This window comes from Nodularia harveyana UHCC-0300 (assembly GCF_034931085.1).
Taxonomy (GTDB): Bacteria; Cyanobacteriota; Cyanobacteriia; order Cyanobacteriales; family Nostocaceae; genus Nodularia; species Nodularia harveyana.
This window is the reverse complement of the sequence record NZ_JAYGHG010000007.1, coordinates 1-20000: the sequence shown is the minus strand read 5'-3', so window position 1 is coordinate 20000 and position 20000 is coordinate 1. Positions and strand designations below refer to the sequence as shown.

Annotated in this window: 14 protein-coding genes and 2 pseudogenes; 7 read left to right on the top strand and 9 right to left on the bottom strand. The window is 40.7% G+C overall.

Going from position 1 to position 20000, the window contains the following annotated elements; all coding sequences use genetic code 11:
- Positions 1–7: 7 nt before the first annotated feature.
- The 4 genes from VB620_RS06585 (at position 8) to VB620_RS06570 (ending at position 3896) form a co-directional block, all read left to right on the top strand.
- Positions 8–580: a hypothetical protein gene (locus tag VB620_RS06585; RefSeq protein ID WP_323195343.1), complete on the top strand. Its 573-nt coding sequence runs from the start codon at positions 8–10 to the stop codon at positions 578–580.
- A 305-nt stretch (positions 581–885) separates the two neighbouring features.
- Positions 886–2043, top strand: coding sequence for an aminoglycoside phosphotransferase family protein (locus VB620_RS06580; protein ID WP_323195342.1), 1158 nt, complete (start codon positions 886–888; stop codon positions 2041–2043).
- 3 nt (positions 2044–2046) lie between these two features.
- Positions 2047–3138, top strand: a complete 1092-nt coding sequence (locus tag VB620_RS06575; protein ID WP_323195341.1) for a T3SS effector HopA1 family protein — start codon at positions 2047–2049, stop codon at positions 3136–3138.
- 533 nt (positions 3139–3671) lie between these two features.
- Positions 3672–3896, top strand: coding sequence for a hypothetical protein (locus VB620_RS06570; protein ID WP_407674184.1), 225 nt, complete (start codon positions 3672–3674; stop codon positions 3894–3896).
- A gap of 129 nt (positions 3897–4025) precedes the next feature.
- On the opposite strand, the gene VB620_RS06565 is transcribed toward VB620_RS06570, so the two are convergent.
- The 4 genes from VB620_RS06565 to VB620_RS06550 all read right to left on the bottom strand — a co-directional run bounded on the left by VB620_RS06565 (position 4026) and on the right by VB620_RS06550 (position 9793).
- Positions 4026–4763, bottom strand: coding sequence for a peptidylprolyl isomerase (locus VB620_RS06565; RefSeq protein WP_323195340.1), 738 nt, complete (start codon positions 4761–4763; stop codon positions 4026–4028).
- Between the two features lie 63 nt (positions 4764–4826).
- Positions 4827–6329 (bottom strand): HlyD family efflux transporter periplasmic adaptor subunit, encoded by a 1503-nt coding sequence (locus VB620_RS06560; protein WP_323195339.1) that lies wholly within the window; start codon positions 6327–6329, stop codon positions 4827–4829.
- A gap of 133 nt (positions 6330–6462) precedes the next feature.
- Positions 6463–9174, bottom strand: coding sequence for a peptidase domain-containing ABC transporter (locus tag VB620_RS06555; protein ID WP_323195338.1), 2712 nt, complete (start codon positions 9172–9174; stop codon positions 6463–6465).
- Entirely contained in the window at positions 9068–9793 is a 726-nt protein-coding gene (locus tag VB620_RS06550) for a helix-turn-helix domain-containing protein (protein WP_323195337.1), read from the bottom strand. The genes VB620_RS06555 and VB620_RS06550 overlap by 107 nt, the downstream gene beginning before the upstream one ends.
- A gap of 465 nt (positions 9794–10258) precedes the next feature.
- On the opposite strand from VB620_RS06550, the pseudogene VB620_RS06545 reads away from it, so the two are divergent.
- Positions 10259–10511 (top strand): annotated as a pseudogene (locus VB620_RS06545) (glutamate-5-semialdehyde dehydrogenase); the annotation flags it as partial.
- Between the two features lie 274 nt (positions 10512–10785).
- Here the strand turns inward: VB620_RS06545 and lnt are convergent.
- Together lnt and gyrA are read right to left on the bottom strand one after the other, a co-directional pair.
- Positions 10786–12324: an apolipoprotein N-acyltransferase gene (gene lnt, locus VB620_RS06540; protein ID WP_323195336.1), complete on the bottom strand. Its 1539-nt coding sequence runs from the start codon at positions 12322–12324 to the stop codon at positions 10786–10788.
- A gap of 99 nt (positions 12325–12423) precedes the next feature.
- Positions 12424–15036 (bottom strand): DNA topoisomerase (ATP-hydrolyzing) subunit A, encoded by a 2613-nt coding sequence (gene gyrA / locus VB620_RS06535; protein WP_323195335.1) that lies wholly within the window; start codon positions 15034–15036, stop codon positions 12424–12426.
- 430 nt (positions 15037–15466) lie between these two features.
- Between gyrA and VB620_RS06530 the strand changes: the two genes are divergently transcribed.
- Positions 15467–16387 (top strand): histone deacetylase family protein, encoded by a 921-nt coding sequence (locus tag VB620_RS06530; RefSeq protein ID WP_323195334.1) that lies wholly within the window; start codon positions 15467–15469, stop codon positions 16385–16387.
- A gap of 143 nt (positions 16388–16530) precedes the next feature.
- Here the strand turns inward: VB620_RS06530 and VB620_RS06525 are convergent, their stop codons facing one another.
- Positions 16531–18006: a catalase gene (locus VB620_RS06525; protein WP_323195464.1), complete on the bottom strand. Its 1476-nt coding sequence runs from the start codon at positions 18004–18006 to the stop codon at positions 16531–16533.
- Positions 18007–18717: 711 nt separating this feature from the next.
- Between VB620_RS06525 and VB620_RS06520 the strand changes: the two genes are divergently transcribed.
- Complete coding sequence (locus tag VB620_RS06520; protein WP_323195333.1) at positions 18718–18855, top strand: hypothetical protein; 138 nt, start codon at positions 18718–18720, stop codon at positions 18853–18855.
- Between the two features lie 272 nt (positions 18856–19127).
- Here the strand turns inward: VB620_RS06520 and recR are convergent, their stop codons facing one another.
- On the bottom strand, positions 19128–19685 hold the full coding sequence (recR, locus tag VB620_RS06515; RefSeq protein WP_323195332.1) for a recombination mediator RecR: 558 nt from the start codon (positions 19683–19685) through the stop codon (positions 19128–19130).
- A gap of 175 nt (positions 19686–19860) precedes the next feature.
- Positions 19861–20000: pseudogene (locus tag VB620_RS06510) on the bottom strand (photosystem II q(b) protein); the annotation flags it as partial.

Below are 20000 nucleotides of genomic sequence, written 5' to 3'. Positions count from 1 at the left end.
GATAGCCATGAAACAGATTAATTTAATCCGAAAAAACCTAAATTATTCTGATTTATTACCTCTGACTTCTCTGATTTTTGCATCAGTAATATTCTTATTTGCAGGTCGTACATTAGCGAATAATGCTGTTCTACGTTCCCTGTTTTCTTGCCAAGCACAAGGTTTAGGGGGAGTAGTACCCACTATCGAAGTCTCCTATCAGCAAGGAACAAATTTAAGCTTTTTACCAGCTGGAGAAACCATTAAAAAAGTGTGGTTAAACGACCCTTCACAGGTAACTATGGATTTTGATGGGCCGATGTGTATGCAATTCGGAGCAGAACAGAAATTAAATACAGGAGACTGTGCCAAATCAGCCGCAAATGTGATTCAACTACGACGCATTCCCAGGCTAAACATTCCAGGACTGCCTAAAATGGACAATACACTATTAACAGTAATTACTGAACAGGAAAGTAGAAGTAAACTCTATACCTTCAGGATATTATATCAAGACACTCCCCCCAACTATCACACCTTAGCCATTTATCCCGATCCTGTACCTGGGGAAACAGCTTGCGTCATCAATCAAAACTTCTAACTCTCTGCGTTACAAAAATCTTTTCCTCAAATAATCGGGACATAATTGTTTTAGTTTTAGCCTTTTTCTACTACTGATAATTCTGTAATTTTGTTCCTTGACTATAGTTATTTTGATAAAAAGCCCAAAATTAAAGAACTTTAGCTTCAAGATACTGCGACAACTGATTAATTATGATCATCAAACTGTAACTTTTATGTCATCTTTACTTCATATAAATTTCTAGACATAGATCCTTAACTTCAATAAGATGTGAGTAATAGCTATATTTAGTAATTGCTCTGAACTTAATAAATTCCAAAATTATGACATTTATCTTAAATTCGGATAATGTTTTTGATTATTTGCTCACACAAGGGTTATTGGATAAGTCCCAAGAACCTCCCAGCAAGATAGAACCACTGACAGCCAAGAATTTCAACCTATTACTCAGCTTTACAGATAAACACAAGCTGCTGATTAAGCAAGAGCGACTTAATCAAGAAGGTAAAGCAGCTGGTGAGTTTTTGATTGAATATCGCATTCAAGAATTTATACAGCGATTTCCAGAACTCAATAACTACCGTCAAGTTTTACCAGAAGTGCTGCATTTTGATGTAGAAAATTCCATTATTGTTTTCAGATATCTGGATGATTACCGCGACTTGATGGATTTCTACACGAAAGAAAAGAGCTTTCCTATAGAAATTTCTACCGCAATTGGTAATATCTTAGGAACTATCCACCATGATACTTTTGAGAATCAAGAGTATCAAGAATTTTTCACCAAAGACTCTATTAATTTTAATCAAATATCACATTTGATTCGGGGATTGGAACGGATTGAACCAGAAATTTTTGGTTTAGTTCCTGATGACGGGTTAAAATTCTTTGCTCTCTATCAACGTTATGATAGCTTGGGACAAGCAATAGCCGAATTAGGTGAATCTGTACAACCTGCTTGTCTGACTCACAATGACTTAAAACTAAATAATATCTTACTGCAAAACAATTGGCAAGATTCTGATCATATCATCCGGTTAATTGATTGGGAACGTTCGGCTTGGGGAGATCCAGCTTTTGACTTGGGAACAATTATTGGTAGCTATGTTCAAATCTGGTTGGGTAGTTTAGTTATTAGTAATTCTTTGAGTATTGAAGAATCTTTACGTTTAGCAATCACACCTTTAGAACTGCTTCAGCCTTCTATTGGTGCATTAACCAAAGCTTATTTAAGCACGTTTCCAGAAATTATAGAACACCGTCCCGACTACTTGCAGCGAGTAGTACAATTTGTAGGGTTTAATTTAATTCAACAAATTCAAGCGATGATTCAATATGAAAAATCCTTTAACAATATGGGAATTGCTATGATGCAAGTTGCTAAAGCATTATTAAGTCGTCCTGTACAATCAATCCCAACCATTTTTGGTGCTGCTGCTGTGGAATTAACCAGCTTTAATCCTTCCGTTACTACTAAATAAATTATGCAATTATTAGATACTGGTTTAACTGGACAATTACTAGAAGTTATCGAAGATATTGTTGACAAAGTTGAGATTAAATCTGATTTTTCTATCCACCATCCAGATTACAAACCCTTAGAATTACCAATTGAAGTGGTTGAACGGTTCCAAAAAATGCCCAACCAGATACAGCAAAAATATCTCGGTTTGCAACTACGGAGTTTTATTTATGGCATTTATTATAACGGTTCCATGCGAAGTGCATTGGCACTAGATGCAGAAGAGAATAATCTACTCCAAGATTTAGAAAATAATAGTTTTTTGGGTGTAGATTTGGGATTTTATGAACAGTTACACAACAGTAATCAGGGGGAGGGATATTTTGATTCTGGTTGGTATGTTCTGAGAGAAGAAACCGATGGGACATTAGCGGTTACTAAAGGCGCATTAAGGTTACATATTGAGCGAGAAAAACATTTGCAAAATATCGAAAAAGCGGCTGTAGTGGGTGATATCGTCGCCATTCGTTTACCCAAAAACAGAGTGCAAAATGGCTTTTACATGGCCGTTGGTAATCAGGGTTTTACTCGTCTGGAAAATGACCTCAATAACTCCGTAACTGTGCGGATTTACTTTAATTTTACTCCTGAATGTGCTGTAGCAGTCATGGGTAGTTTAACACAGCAATTAAATAGCTTAAAAATCCCTTTTAGTTTTAAAGTGTTGTACAATCCCCAGGATTACGGACGACATGATTCAGGGGTATTGTATTTTGATAAAACTGATTATGAGGGAGTTCAGGAAGTTTTGCTGGGTGTATATGGGGAGAATAAATTGCATTTTCAGTCAGACGTTCCTTTATTTACAATGCAATTAGCACCGGGGTTAGGTTTGGCTGAAGAACCAGACCAAAAGTTTACAGAAAAAGAAAGTTTTGGGATGAATCGCTGTCAGATTGTAGCCAATGGGTTATTAAAAGCTTGGTATCAAGGGGATAATTCAGTTGATGGTAGGATGCAGGCCATTTGTGCAGAATTTTCTACTTTGGGAATTGATTTACAGCGTGTTTATTTAAATGCTGGTTCTGAGGATATTTATCAGCTTTTGGCTTGAGTGGATTACAGATACAGCACTTCCCTCTGTTATGAGGTACAAGAACCCCACCCCCAACCCCCTCCCCGCAAGCGATGAGGGGGCTAAGATGTACCTTACATAATTGGAAATAGCTGTAATTACAATGCTTCTAAATTAATAATTCAAGTTGCAACATGAACTGTGAGTTGAAGAAATTTCCAACTATCAGCCATAAAAGCCTATTAAAATAAATCCTAATTAGTCAGGAGAAGATTTTGTCTTTTCCTGATTTTGCTTTTTGTTCATGTTTGAGAAATATCACATTAATCGGGACATAATTTTTACATTTGTGTCCCTTTTTTAGTCCCTCTAATTCTCTATTTTCTCTGTTTATTTCCAGAGTTTTTAACTATGGCGGTAGAATGATTTTTCTAACTGCCATATAGTTTTACATTTGTAGATTTTTAATGCAAAAAATGTAACTTTTATGTCCCATTTAATTGATGAAAATATCTAGACATAAATTATGAAGTTGAATAAGATAATATCAATCGAGGTTCAAAACATTATGTTTGATTCTTGAAAACAATAAATTTGAAAAAGGAAAAACTCAAATGGCTAACATCGCAATCTCTGATTTACGTCCTGCTGGTTCCGAATTGTTTATGGATTCTGAGAGCTATCTTAATGATTTGACGGATGCAGAAATGATGAATACTAAGGGAGCGTCGAGTCTGGTCTGTATAACCATCGGCATTGCTATTAGTGTACATGGATCTAAGAAAGGTTGGTGGTAATCAAAGGTAGTAAAGTAAACTACTCTATTAGTTTACTTTACTACTTAGCAAAACTATTAAATTAAACAAACACTATCACAAGGTGAGTTAGGAAAAGCCTAACTCACCTTGATTTTCTTTATAATTTAATTACTCTAAATTAAGATTAATCTCTACTTGATTTATTTTACTCTTGATCCAACTTAATAATAAATCCATCAAAATTTCCTGCTTTAACTCATCATTCAACTGCGACTGTATAATTTCCTCTACAAAAATCAAACTTATCCCTTTAGCTGTCACAATTGGTTTAAGCAACTGAGGAGGTTTCGCAGCGAAGACAGCAGCAGATATTTCTGGCTTTAAATCCTGGCGACGCAATACTCCCAAATATCCCCCTTTACGCCGCAATTCTACATCCTGAATATATTGGTGAGCCACATCATAGAAACTCATTTCACCTTCTTGAATTGCATAAAAAAGTTCTAGCGCCAAATCTTCATCTTCTAATACAACCTCATACATAACGACACCAGCATAATTTAGCTGATTTTCAAAAAAGTAAGGCTCTATTTTATCTGCAAAGAAATGTTGGCTTAACTTGCCAATAATTATATTGTTATAGACTATTTCTTCAAATTCATCTATAGATAAACCATGTTTTTCCAACCATTTCCAAGTATCCTCAGCACTGGTCAGTTTATTCGTTAAACGCAATAAATTCGCTGCTTTTTGTAATTCTTCTGTATCCACTTTTATCCCTGCTTCCTCCGCAGCAGCTAAGATCATCTTCTGGCTAACAATCTGCTCAACTAGGTCAGGAATTTTGCAGGATAGCTTAACTTGTTGGAGAATATCTTCAGCAGTAATGGTGATAGGTTGTGACATGATTTACTCCTTAAATTAGATAAAATTAAACAATTTGAAAAAGACAACAACATAGTGAAATTTCTACAACTTCACACCCCCCTGCTGCAACTGCTTAAACGGATCAAGTAGGAAATCAATAATCCGGCGCTGACGCACAATTACTTCCGCCGTCACAGTATCCCCAGGATTTAAAGGAATACATTGATTTGGACTAGGAATACAATCTTGATTTATAGAAATTTCTAACTCATAGGCTGCTACCTTTCCATTAGGTGTATCTATCTCTATTGTATTGGGAGAAATCTTTAATAATTCAGCCGCAATCACTCCATAGTCCTGGAAAGGATAGGCATCAAATTTCAACTTTACTGGTAACCCCTGGCGTAGGGAACCACTCTCAGTTGTCGCCATTTGCGATCGCACTATTAAGGGGGAACCTGTAGGAGCAATTTCCGCAATCATCGTTCCTGGTTGAACTACAGAACCGGATTTTTCAATGGGTAACTGAAATAAAGTCCCGGTGACGTTGGCTTTGATAACTCGTTGATTAAGTTGAAATTCCCACGACTGAATTTGGCTCTTAGTTTGAGCAATTTCTGCATTCAGGGTAGAAATTTCGGTGTCTATATTTTTGAGTTGTTCTTCGGTTCTCAGCACCGCCAGCTTACCAGAATGAGTCAAGGTCTTGTAACCATTTTCTTGTTCATTGAGCCTTAATTCAGCTTGTTGAATATCCGCATTAAATTGGCGAATGGTGCGTTCGTAACTACTGTGTTGTTCAGCTAACCTTAACTGGGCTTGTTCCATATCTGACTTACTCTGTTCATATAATCTTTCCTGTTGTTGAACTATATCTTGCTTTTCTACAACTACAGTTTCTGGGCTAACTCCTTGTTCCCAAAGTTGATGATAACGTTTAAGTTCTCGTTGGCTACTGGCTAAAGCCTCTGTGGTTAATTCGTGAGCAGTTTTACTGTATACAACACTTTGCTTGGCTTGATTGACTTGGGATAATTTTTCCTCTTTTTGGAAATTAGATAAACTCTTAATTGCTGTTAAATTCTGGCTGGCTTGGTCAATTTGAGACTGTTTCTCTAACTCTTGAGATTGATTTTGTTGGCGCTGAGTTGCCAAAGCGACAATTAACTGATTCTTTAATAAATTTAACTGTGATAATCTATTTAATTGTCCTTCTAATCTATCTTTTGTTTGTCCTAACTCGGCTTGAACTAATTCTGATTCTAGTACCAACAAAGTCTGTCCAGTTTCAACTACATCGCCTACTTTGACGTTAATTTCCGCAACGGTTCCAGCAACGGGTGCATCTAGCCTGACTGTTTTTCCTTGGGGTTCTAGTCTTCCTCTAGCGACACCTGTTTCATCTACCCGCGAAAACATCGCCCAGGGTAAAACTATAGAGACAAACACAATCAGGAAGTATAGTAATCCTCTTGTCCAAACTTGGGGTAAGCTATCAAGTAAGTCTTTGGTGACATGAGACCAATCATCTGTTACGGGGGCTGGATTGGCAAGTTGATCTTGATTATATTCGTTGTTGATTGTTTGATTTAAGGTTTCTGGCATGATTCCTGTGAATATAATTGTATGGTTGTGAAAGTTGGGAAGGAGGAGAAAAACGAACCACTAAGAACACAAAGGACACAAAGTCAAGAGGTTTTGACGCTATGGGGTAGGGAATCAGGGGGAAATAACACAGTTAGGCTGCATTATCTAATTGCTGTTGATTGAGATAAAAATAATGTCCCCGTTTAGCCATTAATTCTTCGTGAGTACCACTTTCAATTAACACACCTCTATCCAGGGCTAAAATTAAATCTGCATTGCGGACTGTGGAGAGACGATGAGCAATTACTAATGTGGTTCTGCCTTTGAGGATGGTGTTGAAGTTATTTTGAATTATGCGCTCTGATTCAGCATCTAAATGGGAAGTGGCTTCATCTAAAATCAATAGTGTGGGATTATTTAATAAAGCTCTGGCGATCGCTAAACGTTGTCGTTGTCCACCAGATAGCATTCCCCCACCTTCACCAATTTGGCTTTCATAGCCCATAGGCATTTTTTCGATAAATTCATCAGCACCGGCTAACTTTGCTGCTTCTCTAATTGCTACTAAACCTGCTCCTGGGTGACCTAAACTGATATTTTCTCGAATTGTACCGCCGAAGAGAAAAGTATCTTGGTCAACTACCCCGACTTGTTCCCGTAAGGAACGTAAGGAAAGGCTGGTGATGTCTTGTCCATCAATTAACACCTTACCATCTGTAGGTGGATACAACCCCAAAGCTAACTTAGAAATAGTCGTCTTTCCAGAACCACTACGACCGACTAAAGCCACCATTTGTCCTGGTTTTACGGTAAAGCTGAGGTTTTCTAGAACGTTAATATCACCTTCTGGGTGATAACGAAATGTGACATTATCAAAGCGGATATGTCCTTGAATTTGTGGTAAATATTGGCGAATTTGATGATGTAAATCTTCTTCTGGTTCTGTATCTAATACATCATTAATCCGCTCGACGGCAATGATAACTTCTTGTAACTCATTCCACAAAACTGTTAATCTTTGAAATGGGGCAATTACATTTCTCAGCAGCATATTAAATGCTACGAGTTGTCCAATGGTTAACTGATTTTGAATTACTAGATATGCACCATACCATAGTAACCCAGTGGTCACAACTGCATCAATTAAGTTACTAAATATTTGCAGCCGATTGCCAATAACTTGTCCAGAGAAGCTGGTTTTAACTCTCTTATTTAATAAATCTTCCCAATGCCAACGTACTGTTTGTTCTACTGCTGTAGATTTAACTGTTCTGATCCCAGAAAGAGCTTCAATTAAGTAACTACTTTCAGTGGCATAGGCGCTAAAAATCTCTCTGGAAATCTTCCGTAAAAAGGGCGTAGCAACCAATGCTAACAGGAAAAAAGGCGGCACAATTACTAAAGCTAAAAGTGCCATTTTCCAACTATACCACCACATCAAGCCTACATAGATAAATACAGTGATTAAATCTAGTAAAATAGATGAGGCTTCACCGGAAAGAAAGCGTTGAATCTTGGTATTTTCTTGGACACGGGAGATGATATCGCCCACATAACGAGATTCAAAGAAACTCAAGGGTAGACGCAGGGTATGGCGAATAAAAGCCACGATTAAAGCCACATCTAATTTATGGGCTGTGTGGTCTAATAAATATTGCCGTAACCCCATCATAGCGACGCGGAATAAACTAAACATTAGTAGTCCTAAGCCGACAGCAAATAAGGTGAGTTCAGAACGTTGAACTACTACTCTGTCTAAGATTAACTGCGTAAATAATGGGGTAATCAATCCAAATATCTGAATAAATACAGATGCAGCAAATACTTCCAACATCACCAAGCTGTGGGGCTTGATTAATTCAAAGAATTGCCAGAAGGGGGTGATGGTCTCTTGGGTATCTTTTAAAAATGCTGTGGGTTGCAGCAGCAGTGTATAGCCAGTCCAATTGGTTGTAAATTCAGCATGGCTAAGGGTTAGTTGACCAATGCCTGGGTCGGCGACAATGACGGATTTGGGGGTAATTTCATAAACAACAATGTAATGTTTGCCTTCCCAGTGAACAATTGCTGGTAATTTTTGCTCGGCTAACTTGTTGAGAGTGGCTTTAACTGGTCTGGTGCTAAAGCCAATACTTTCGGCTGCTGTGGATAAACCGCGCAAGGATGCACCATTGCGGTCAACGTTGGCGATTTCTCGGAGGCGATTCACACTAAACCGTTTTCCCCAATAACGAGACACCATAACTAAACAAGCTGCACCACAATCTGATCCACTTTGTTGGGCAAAAAACGGGTAACGGCGTATGGTTTTTTGTAATAAATGTCCAACGCGCTGTGTGGGACTGGGGAGGTAAGCTTTGCTAATTTTTTTGGCTGGCTGGGCTTCTAGGACAGGTGTTAGCGGAATTTCGGGTTGATCATCTCTAGGTAATTCCTCTGGATTGACAAATTTGGAATTAATTGTATTAGCTTGGGCGAATAAATGCTTTTGGATGTGGGGATATTTCTTGATCAAGGCTGACACAACTGTAGCCGGAATAAAGCATAGTTGTAAGTTAATACTTGCTCTGGCTCCGTAAGGCTGAAAGTTAGCTTCTGGGAATAGGGTAAATTCCCCAAATGATGCTCCTGCTTCTACGGTGGTAATTAACTCATCTGTGTGATTTAACAGCCTGACTTTACCAGTAATGACAATGTATAATCCTGGCTCTACATCTTGTCCTTGCCAAAACTTGCCGACTTTGGGGCTTTTGAATTTAAATTGTTGGTAGTAGCTGTGAAATTCTTCCGGGGAGAAGGAATAACCTAACACTTGGTTCAGCTGTTCGTGAGAAAGCACGGAAGCGGATAGATTTTGCACCATGAGTTTTGAAATTGCTATCTAATAATGTCAGTTGAAGATGGGAAAATTCCTGTGTTTCTGAGAGGATGTCTGATTTGAGGTCTTGAATCAAGATGCTAGGACTAGCAGGATTTTCTGTGGCTGTTGGTTGGTGATGATTAGTTTTGGGACGTGTGGATAATCCCATTTGTTTGAGGAGTCGCTTGATGTGGCGATCGCTGACTTCAATACCAAATTCTTTAGCCAAATGTTGACCAAGCCAGTTAGCTGTCCACCGCCCAAAAGCATAACCATAATCACGGGGACTATTAACGACCAATTCTTGCAAACGCTGCAAATATGCCTCATTTACCACTTTAGGACGACCAATGGGACAATCTTGCCATTTATGCGCCATACCACTGCGGGCTATGTGCATCCAATGTCTGACTGTGGCTGGACTACACCCTAAAATTTGACAAATTGCTGCTTGGGATTTTCCCTGGTCTGCTAGCAGAATAATCTCAATGCGTTGTCGATATGAATTAGGTAAATCTTCTTGTAACCTTTTTTGTAATAATCTCCGTTGAAAGGGTGTTAAAATTTGACCTATTTCATTGTCTACAACTTTCACCTCTGCATTAGCTTGATGCTCAGACATAAACATCCTCTAAGTATAAAGTATAGCTGGGGATTGGGTGGTACTGGCGGGTTTAGTCATCTCGGTGGGCAATCCTCGTTGAATGATATCTGTAAACCCGCCCCTACTGGGGACACTGGTTAAGATCCTTTTGGTGTCTCGGTTTTGTTATCCGTTTATCCGTCTATCCGTTTATGTCTTAACCTCCTTGGCGGTTGCTATACTGGATATATTCAATCTGTGTCATGATGATTACGGAAAATTAATCCAGATAAAATACAAAAGTTTATTGCTTCACTCTGTTTTTCAGGATCAAGGAAAATCAGACTGGTATATTGTCAGGACTTACGCAAAATTATGAGAAAAGGAACCACAAAGGACACAAAGTAAAGAGGGTTTGATAAAATTCTTGCGTAAGTCCTAATTATTTCGTCCTCTTCCTAACCTTGATAGGATGGTTAAAAAGCTCGGTTTTGTGATACTACTATTGTTCAAGATTTTTCTCCGTTAATTGCGATCGCGCAACAAACCCGCCAAGCTGCTAGTAAATTGGCACTTCTGGACACTGAGGCGAAAAATCAAGCCCTGGAAGCGATCGCCCAATCTTTAGAATTAGCTAACAGATGAGATCATACAGGCAAATATCGCTGATTGCGAAGCCGCATCTGCTGAAGGTATTGCCAAACCACTGTATAAACGGTTGCAGTTAGATGAACATAAATTAAGAGATGCGATCGCAATTGGCTAAATATTTGCCGCTTGAAGATCAATACTAACTAGTTGCTAGTAGTATAAATTCTGAATTTTTGCTGAGGTTTATACATTGATCAGTATCTAGTATCTTTACTGCAAAAGGAGGTAAAGTTCCTGACTTTACCCCCATATTTATAAATAGTAGCCAAAATGAAAGAACAATATCACCTTAACTGATAGTTATAATGTTGCCAGAATCATGTTAGTTGCTAACTATAGCAAGTTAAGACAGGGAAATTACTTATGAGTAAAGATTTTTATTATGCTTTTTTTCCGACTTTTAAAATATAAATAAATACACTAAACCCTAGTAATAAAACTGTTAACCAATCGCCCCAACGCACATACAAAGTTTGGCTTTGCCGTTTGTATATAGTTGCTGCATGAGTTTGGTATGTGTTATATTTCGACATCCATAAAGTTTTGCCGTGAGGGTCAACAAAAGCTGAATATCCGGTATTAGTCGCCCTAACTGACCATCTATCGGTTTCAATAGCCCGCATGATATCTAAGGCGTGATGCTGAAATGGCATAGCTGCGGTATAGTGAGCATCGTTAGAAGCACTGAGAATAAACTGCCCACCGGCAGCAGCTTGACGGCGAAATAGTTCGGGAAATGCGGAGTCGTAACAGATACCAACTATCGCCCGACCAAAGGGGGTATCAAATACCTGATTTGCTGTACCGGGTACTTGGTGAGCATTTAAAGGTGATAATCGTTGAATTAGACCCCCAAAAATTCCTTCAAAGGGTATATATTCCCCTAACGGGACTAACTTGGTTTTGTCGTAACGGCTGAAAACTTTACCGCTTTTAGTGAAGGTAAATAAACTATTTGTATAACTACGTCCTCGTTCTCCAAAAGCCCCAATCCACGCAACTACGCCTGTTTCTGCTACTGCTTGCACTAAGCCAGTTTGGGGTAAGTCGCGCTGGAAATATGGCAAGGCGGTTTCTGGGGTGAGGACTGCATCTACACTTTGCTCTACTAGATTGTAGTATCCGGTGGTGTAACCTGCGATCGCCTGGCGCAAACCTTGGGGTATAAGTTTAATTTCGTTGGGAATATTACCTTGAATAATTCCCACTTTTAATGCGGCTTCTGGTGGTTGGGCTAGGGGACGGCTATATAAGTAAAAACCCAGAAGGTGGAGGGTAATTAATAGTGTTGTGGCGCAGGCTAGATTTTTATTTTTTACGAACCGCAGAGACGCGGAGGACACAGAGAAAGTTATCCAGGCTTCGGCTATGAAGCCATTGACTGCAACTATGGCGGCGGTGACAGTATTTGCTCCGGAGAGTTGACCGAGGTGTAAAATTACCAGGTTGTGGGGACTTTGGGTATAAGCTAGTGAACTCCACCATAAAGGGCCAGCACTCCAAAGACTTTCTAAACCGCACCATATCGCTGTACCCAAAAGAACACGCTGCCAAGTGTTTTCCCCACCAAAACGCACCATCCCCAACCCCCAGAGGGTCACAAGGGAACCCCCCAATAGGCTAATAAATGACCAACAAAACAGGGTAATTGCCAAACTCGGCAACCAAGGAACGCCCAACCAATTCATAGGATGAATGCCAGTAATCCAGGATAGGGCGACTCCGTGATAGCCAACACCCCAGGCGAGGGCGAGGAGAAGGGGAGATGAGGCAGAAGTTACAACTAATACCCACAGGGGCGCTAGGGCAATCCATGCCAAAAACCATGCACCGATGGGGGCTACCGTTAGCCCCATTGATACACCACTGGCGAAGGTGATTAAGTAAGGGAGTAAGATATGAGACTTACGCAAAATCATGGAAAAACGAACCGCAAAGAACGCCAAGGACAGGAAGAAATAAGAGTTTTAGAGAGTTCTTGGGTAAGTCTTGAGACAATTAGCTTCTCCCTATATTTTTTACTCAGTTTCTTCCACGACATCAACATCATCAACAGCATCAGGTGGAACTATGGCTACACCGTTAATGGCATCTTCTTCGTCGAGGCGCTGCACTCTTACGCCGGTGGCTGAACGGGATTGTATAGAAATGGCATTCACTGCCTGGCGAATGATAATACCACGCTTTGTTACCATCATGATTTCATCATCGTCATTATTCACAATACGTAAGGTAGCTAATTTGTCTTTGCCTTTACGGTTTTTAAATTTGGTAGCCATTAAACCTTGTCCGGCGCGGTTTTGCAGTCGGAATTGACCTACGGGAACGCGCTTGCCATATCCGCCCATTGTAATTACCAACACCCAAGGGCCTATACTGCCGGTACTTGCTACTTCGGTGGATTCTTCCTGGTTTTCAAGTTCTACGGCTTCGGTTTCTACAGTTTCGATTTCTGCGGTGTCGGCTTCATCTGTGTTTAAGGTGTTGAGAATGGCGGCTGGAAGTATATCCATTCCTACCAGTTCATCGCCTTTCTTCAGTTTCATGGCTCTGACTCCACGAGTGGCTCTACTTAAGGGGCGCAACTGTTCGTGGGTACATCTAAAGTGAATGGCCATACCTAGACGAGAACCAACTAAGATGCTGTCCTCTACTCTCGCCCGTCGCACCCAGCGCAGTTGGTCGCCTTCTTCGAGAGAAATGGCTATTAAGCCGTTAGCTCTGATGTTACTAAATGCAGCTAGTTCGGTTTTCTTAATATTGCCGCCCTTGGTGAGCATAACTAGATATTCTTCGCTGCTAAACTCATCTACGGGGACAATTGAGGTAATTTTTTCTTCTTTGGGAATGGGCAGCATTTGTACAATGGGTGTGCCGCGACTGGTACGGGAACTTACCGGAATTTGATAGGCTTTTAAACAGTAGACGACACCGCGATCGCTAAAGAATAAAACACTGTCATGATCGCAACAGGTCAAGAAATGCTCAATGGTATCATCGTCTTTAACCTTGGCGGCGGCTTTACCTCTAGTGGCTCGGCTTTGGGCTTCAAAGGTATTGACGGGCATTCGTTTGATGTAACCTTGTTCTGTGACGAGAATGATCGCTTTTTCATTGGCAATCAAGTCACGCTCGTCTATTTCTCCCTCTCCCGGTAAAATTACTGTGCGCCGGGGTGTAGAAAAGCTCTCTTTTAACTGGGCGATTTCGGTTTCGATGATGTCTAATATCCGTTCTCGCCGGGCTAAAATATCCTGCAAATCTGCAATCTGCGTTTGTAAGTCTTCGTGTTCTTGACGAATCTTATCGGCTTCTAAGGCTGTTAACCGCCGGAGTTGCATTTGCAAAATTGCGTCGGCTTGCACTTCTGACAATCCGTAATTTGCAATTAACTCTCCTTTGGCTGTGGGTGCGTCTGGTGCATGACGAATTAAGACGATAATTTCATCTAATTGGGATAAGGCGATTAATAACCCTTGCAGGAGATGATCACGGGCTTCGGCTTTTCGCAGTTCGTAACGGGTACGTCTGGTAATGGATTCGATGCGGAAATCGAGGAAGACTTCTAAGAATTTTTTGAGGTTGAGGATTTCCGGTTTACCATTCACCAAGGCCAGCATATTCGCCCCAAAGTTGGCTTGGAGTGGGGTTTGCTTGTAGAGGTTGTTGAGGACTACACGGGGGTAAGCATCGCGCTTAAGTTCAATGACGATTCTCATACCGTCACGATCGCTTTCGTCCCGGATATCTGCAATTCCCTCTAACCGTTTCTCGTTCACCATATCGGCGATTTTTTCAATCAACGCCGCTTTATTAGTTTGGTATGGTAACTCGGTGATAATAATTGCGTCTCTATCTGGCCGCCCTCTTTGTTCGACGGTTTCAATAGTCGCTACACCACGCATGGTAATGGAACCGCGTCCGGTGGTGTAAGCTTCCCGAATGCCAGATGTTCCCAAAACCTGCGCCCCTGTGGGAAAGTCTGGCCCCTGAATATACTCCATTAACTCCAGGTCGGTGATGTCTGGGTTGTGAATCAGTGCCACTAAACCATCAATTAATTCGCCCAAGTTGTGGGGAGGAATATTCGTAGCCATCCCGACGGCAATCCCAGAGGAACCATTCAGCAATAATTGGGGGATGCGTGATGGTAAAACTGTGGGTTCTTGTTGGGAACCGTCAAAGTTATCGATGAAGTCTACGGTTTCCGATTCAATGTCTTGCAGTAGGGATAGATTGGTTAAAGCTTGCAAGCGACATTCTGTGTATCGCATTGCCGCCGGCGGATCATTGTCTACTGAACCAAAGTTACCATGACCGTTAATGAGGGGCGATCGCATGGAAAAATCCTGTGCCATCCGCACCAAAGCATCATACACTGCTGTGTCGCCGTGGGGGTGATATTTACCCAACACTTCCCCAACTACACGGGCGCATTTCCGAAACGGGCGATCGTGCATCAGACCTAGCTCGTGCATTGCGTAGAGGATGCGACGATGCACAGGTTTCAGACCATCCCTGGCATCTGGCAGCGCCCGACCCACAATAACACTCATGGCGTATTCCAGATAAGACTGGGACATTTCGTTCCGCAAGTCTGTCGGGATAATCCTCTCCTGTGAGGTTGTCATAACCTAAAAAACTCCAAAAAATGTAGATTTTAGCCCTTACGCTTTACCAAGCGCCAAATTATTCTCAATTAATCTTGAATAATTGTCATATTTTGTTAACATTCTAACATATACAGTGGGATATTGCCGAGCTAGTTAATAGCTGAAACATCAGAAATTCAAATTTAAAAGTTAACATTTGATTTGCTATGATCTAGAAAATATCTTCAATGTTTTGAGAGGATATGTTTTAGAGTATAAATAGGCAATAAAATTATAATTTTATATTGATTTTTTGGTTATATTTCATTTCTCAAAACAACTTTATTTATCATATTAATTTGATTATTTAATCTGAGATTTATGCACGGATTCAGTTAGATTAACTCAGATAAAATCTCCGGGGCAAACTTCATTCATTCAAAACACTAAATAGTCAGATGGTTTTCCTATGCTAACAGTTATTTATTCCCAGGAGTTTCTAGATCACAAAACTGGAAGATACCATCCAGAAAACCCACAACGCCTAACAGCAATAGTTAACGCCCTGAAATCAGCAGCTTTTGCCGAAAAAATTACTTGGCTTACGCCTACCCCAGCATCTGCAAAGCCATCACTTATGGCGACACTGCTAAAAGCTCATGATCCAGTTTACATCAACAAAGTTAAAGAAATTGCGGCTACTGGTGGCGGTTATTTAGACGGTGATACACCAATTTCTCCCCGCAGTTATGATGTGGCGTTGTTAGCGGTCAGTGCTTGGATGGATGGAGTGGAGACTGTGCTAGAAACAGCAAACCCGGCTTTTGTGTTAGCGCGTCCACCAGGACACCATGCTGAAAGTCATACAGGGATGGGATTTTGTTTATTTTCTCATGCAGCGATCGCCGCCTTATATGCCCTAGAACAACCAGGAGTTAACCGTGTCGCCATTTTAGACTGGGATGTGCATCATGGTAATGGGACTCAGGCGATCGTCGAAACTCACCCCCAAATAGCCTACTGTTCTTTACATCAATATCCCTGCTATCCCGGTACTGGGAAAGCGTCTGAACGCGGACTACATAATAATGTTTTAAACCTACCTGTACCACCTGGTAGTGATATCAGTGTATATCAGCCACTCCTAGAACAAAAAGCCATCCCATTTTTAACTAACTTTCAACCAGATTTACTGATTATCAGTGCTGGTTATGATGCCAACAGCGAAGACCCTTTAGCTAATATCAATTTAAAACCAGGAGATTATGGCTTATTTACTGATGCTTGTTTAAAAATAACCCGTAAAATTCTCTTTGGTTTAGAAGGTGGTTATGATTTTCCCTCCCTTTCCCAATCTGTATTAGCCACAATTGAACGCTGCTTAACTTAGATTTCCAGTTTTACAGCAATTTTCAGGTGAGACTCTACCTAATTTCCTTCTTTCTTTGCGCTCTTTGTGGTTCGTTATCTCATATCCCCCGAAACAGCGTAGAGACAATTCGATAATTGTCCCCACTATGCTAAATTCTGAGGTTAAGTAGACTTTGAGATCATAGATGGATCAATCTCAATTCCCAAACCTTCAGCCACACGCTGACCGTAATTCATATCAGCCCGGAAAAAATGGCAGAGTTGACGCATTTGCAGATCACTACGAGCTTGACTTAAACTACCGACAATGTTTTGAATCAGACGTTCTTGTTGATCCGGTTTCATCAGCCGATAAAGTTCTCCCGCTTGGGTGTAGTCGTCGTTTCCTGGGCGGTGGTCATAGCGATCAGCTTTGACATGACCTAAATTCAAAGCCGGTTCTGCATAAACACAATTTTCCTTTGGTGTATCCTCATTGCTGTTGGGTTCGTAGTTGGGTGTATTCCCAGCATTGTTACCCAATGCCATTGCACCATCACGCTGGTAGTGCATTACGGGGCATTTTGGTTGATTAACAGGTAATTGCTGATAGTTTGCACCAATGCGATAGCGTTGAGCATCGGGATAGGAAATAATGCGAGCTTGCAATACTTTATCTGGAGAGAAGCTAATACCCGGAACGACGTTAGAAGGAGAAAAAGCGGATTGCTCAACTTCAGCAAAGTAGTTTTGCGGGTTGCGGTTGAGTTCCAGAATACCGACATCAATTAAGGGATATTCCGAATGCTTCCAAACCTTGGTTAAATCGAAGGGATTATCTGGATGATTTGCGGCTTGTGCCTCGGTCATTATCTGAATGCAGACTCGCCATTGAGGATAGTTTTCAGAGGCGATCGCCTCAAATAAATCACGAGTTGCATGGTCTGGGTCTTCTCCCTTGATACGAATTGCTTCTTCGGCGGTGAAGTTTTCAATACCTTGGATAGTTTTGAACTGAAACTTACACCAAAATCTTTCTCCTTGAGCATTGATTAGGCTGAATGTATGGCTACCGTAACCGTTCATGTGTCGGTAAGTTTTGGGAGTCCCGCGATCGCTAAACAGAATTGTTACCTGATGCAGAGACTCTGGACTCAGTGACCAGAAATCCCACATTGCATTGGCATCTTTGCAATTAGTTTGGGGATTCCGCTTTTGCGTATGCACGAAATCAGGAAACTTCAGTGGATCACGGATAAAAAACACTGGTGTATTATTCCCTGCCAAATCCCAGTTGCCCTCTTCTGTATAAAACTTGACGGCAAAACCTCTGGGGTCACGTTCGGCATCGGCTGAACCTTTTTCACCACCTACTGTAGAAAACCGCAGCAGAACAGGAGTTTCCTGACCAATTTCAGCAAAAACTTTGGCTTTACTATAACGAGTGATATCTTGCGTCACAGTGAACTTGCCAAATGCAGCCGCTCCTTTTGCATGAACAACACGCTCCGGAATTCGTTCCCGGTTGAAGTGAGCCAGTTTCTCCATCAGGTGGAAATCCTGCATCAGCACAGGGCCACGCTCACCTGCTGTCAAAGAATTTTGGTTATCTCCCACCGGAATCCCATCAGCCGTTGTCAATATTTTGGGGTCTGTCATAGTAGGTAATGTTTCTATTGATTTACCGGGATGTTGCCATATTTCTTCCTTCACTCAACTCTCAACTGATCAACAAGATTTTATTCATAATCATTATGACTTTATGCAGATAGTAACCCCAAAGGAGATATTGCAATTAATTATTGACGTGGAAATCCAGAACCATCCGGGTGATGGAACTTAAATCCAGGCTTGAAAGCAATGTAGGCGGTTTTTATCTGGATGATTCCATGAATTAATATTTTCCTACTGCAAAATTCGAGGAGATGTTTTTTTAATAAAAAATTCCACTTTATAATTGCATTTAAAAGTGGATACTTATCAGTGGTAAATTATTACGTAAATTCTCTTGATATATTTTCTTGCTATATCAGGGACAGAAGATTGATTAATATACGTTTCATAAATATTTATAAATTTGAGAGTTCTATAATATTTAATCAATAACACGTGATTTAATTGACCACTAAGATGGTGTATTTACGTAATATTGCACCGCGATAATCAATACATAAATAAATTTTCAGTATTTTCTATGACTAAATATCTGTTGATATTCATCTAATCTTCAAAAAAAAATTGCAAGTAGTCTCATTGTTTAGCTAAAGTTTTGTTAAGATATTTATATGAGCAGTTTTTCCACAAGAATGATGAAATCAGGATGTGGAGAAATAAAAAACACTCGTCACACAAGGATAAAGAGGTGAAGCAATGACCACCTATATGTTTTTTGAAGATGCCCTCCGGATATTTGCCAATGTCTATTTACTATCAGCAGTAATGCTAGTAGCCGCTTCTGGTATTGGTTTAGCCGTCATAGAAACGATTGAAAAGACAGGAGAACGCTAAATTAGAAGTTACTGCAATGCTGCTTGTCCACAGATATTAACTACTGGTATTTACCGGAAAAAATATTCTAGGGATATTTAACTCTTGAAGTTGCAACGCCACACAGAATCCCTGCAAACTCAACACATCCACAGGTAGATCACTGTAACGCCACTGAAAGCTCAATTCAGGAGTAAGTATGCAAATGATGTTACTAGCGATCGCCAAGACCCCGCCTCATGATACAGATTAACTAGGTAGTTCTTTATTCCTAGCAATATTCGTAGTAAAACTTAATCTAATTCTCTGCGCCCTTCCAAAGCTCTGGCCAGCGTCACTTCATCAGCATACTCCAAATCACCACCCATAGGTAAACCAAAGGCAATCCGTGTCACCTTGGTAAATGGTTTAAGTAACTGACCGATATACAGAGTTGTGGTCTCCCCTTCGATAGTCGGACTAATTGCTAGAATTACCTCTTGGGTTTTTTCTTGACTCACCCGCCGCACCAAAGCTGAAATAGTTAGCTGTTCTGGGCCTATACCATCCATAGGGGAAATTACCCCGCCTAAAACATGATACTTGCCTTTGTATTCGCGGGTTTTTTCCAGTGCAATCACATCACGAGAATCAGCTACCACACAGATTGATGTATTGTCACGGTTAGGATGGCGACAAATTTCACAAACAGGATCAGCAGATAGGTGAAAGCAAACAGTACACAAACCTATCTGCTTTTTTGCATCAATTAGAGCTTGTGCTAAAGCCTCCACTTCTGCTTCTGGGCGCTTTAAAATGTGCAAAGCCAGTCGCTGGGCTGATTTAGGACCAACCCCTGGTAAGCGCTGCAACTGCTCAATTAACCTTGCTAAAGGACGTGCGTAAACCGTAGTCTTCTCTCCTGTATTTTTTCACCATCACTATGATGACATTTTTCGCGTACTTCATTGCTCTATGAGAATTTCATCCCATGAAAAAACGCCCCCCATTTCTGAGAGGCGTTTCTTATTCAGCTAAACTTCGAGATTAGCCGTTGATAGCAGGTGCAGTCAATGCAACAGGAGCAACATCACCAGCAGCCAAGTCTAGGGGGAAGTTGTGAGCGTTACGCTCGTGCATTACTTCCATACCCAAGTTAGCGCGGTTGATTACGTCAGCCCAGGTAG